This is a genomic window from Virgibacillus carmonensis, assembly GCF_057836705.1.
Genome location: NZ_JBYQFJ010000451.1, coordinates 1 through 503 on the forward strand (window position 1 = coordinate 1; position 503 = coordinate 503).

Sequence of the window (503 nt, forward strand, 5' to 3'; positions counted from 1 at the left end):
CAAGTGCCTTCATCCTTTAACAGCATTTACTGATTTAATCTAAATCATACTACTATTTTACTGATTTGTCATGGACAAATAGTAATCTATTAATCATTAAAAACTTTCATTTCTTTCATTACATCGCCATTATGCATTGCTTTTGCATGCTCAATTCCAGAAGTCACTTGCCCAAAAACAGTATGAACACCATTAAGGTGCGGCTGTGCTTCGTGTACAATAAAGAATTGACTGCTTCCGGTATCCTTGCCAGCGTGCGCCATTGATAATGAACCTTCAACATGCTTATGCGGATTTCCTTCTGTTTCACATTTGATTGTGTAACCAGCAGAACCGGTGCCATTCCCTTTTGGGCACCCACCTTGGCTTACGAATCCGTCAATGACACGATGAAATGTTAATCCATCATAAAAGTTTTCATTTGCCAGTTTTTCAAAGTTTGCTACAGTGCCAGGCGCTTCGTTTGGGAAAAGTTCAAATTCGATTTTATTTCCATTTTCCAT

General features: G+C 38.4%; 1 protein-coding gene. It reads right to left on the reverse strand.

The features are described 5' to 3' along the window. Positions 1–89: 89 nt before the first annotated feature. Positions 90–503, reverse strand: a 414-nt coding sequence (locus AC3G7N_RS22840; RefSeq protein ID WP_489424374.1) for a peptidylprolyl isomerase, incomplete at its 5' end; no start/stop codon positions are given.